Origin of the sequence: Pantoea sp. 18059 (genome assembly GCF_902706165.1) — a bacterium.
Taxonomy (GTDB): Bacteria; Pseudomonadota; Gammaproteobacteria; order Enterobacterales; family Enterobacteriaceae; genus Pantoea; species Pantoea agglomerans.
This window is the reverse complement of the sequence record NZ_CACSJS010000035.1, coordinates 1-458: the sequence shown is the minus strand read 5'-3', so window position 1 is coordinate 458 and position 458 is coordinate 1. Positions and strand designations below refer to the sequence as shown.

Annotated in this window: 1 pseudogene; it reads right to left on the bottom strand. The window is 54.8% G+C overall.

The window, feature by feature from the left end:
* Positions 1-458 (bottom strand): annotated as a pseudogene (locus tag GVJ63_RS21925) (conjugal transfer protein); the annotation flags it as partial.

Here is a 458-nt window from a genome sequence, read left to right as displayed (position 1 = left end):
GAGAGCTGCAAGGCCGGATGCCCCCCACTGCTGCCACTGTTTTTCAATTGCCGTCTGACTAGCGGGAATGTCCTGTTTCTCCACCTTCCGGTAATGCTGTCGCAATTTTTCCATTGGCTGGCTCAGCGACTGGATTTTTCCCTGTTCGCTACGGTCTTCCGGTGCCGTCCATTGCATCAGGGGAATACGGGAAAAACCGGACGAAAACGGCGATGATTTTTTCAGGCTGGCAGCATGGCTCATCGCTTCCTTTCGTTCGGTGTTCAGCTCTTCCCAGCGTCTGCGCGTCGCCTGCATATCTGCCATCATCGACATGGCATTACTGGTGAGTTTCCATGCCGCATTACTGTCCTTCGGCAACGCTTCGATGATGTCACGTAGTGTGTACGAAGTTGCGTTGTCAGGAAGCACGATATTCAGAAGGTCAGCCACACGGCGGGCAGGCTCTGTCAGCCCGC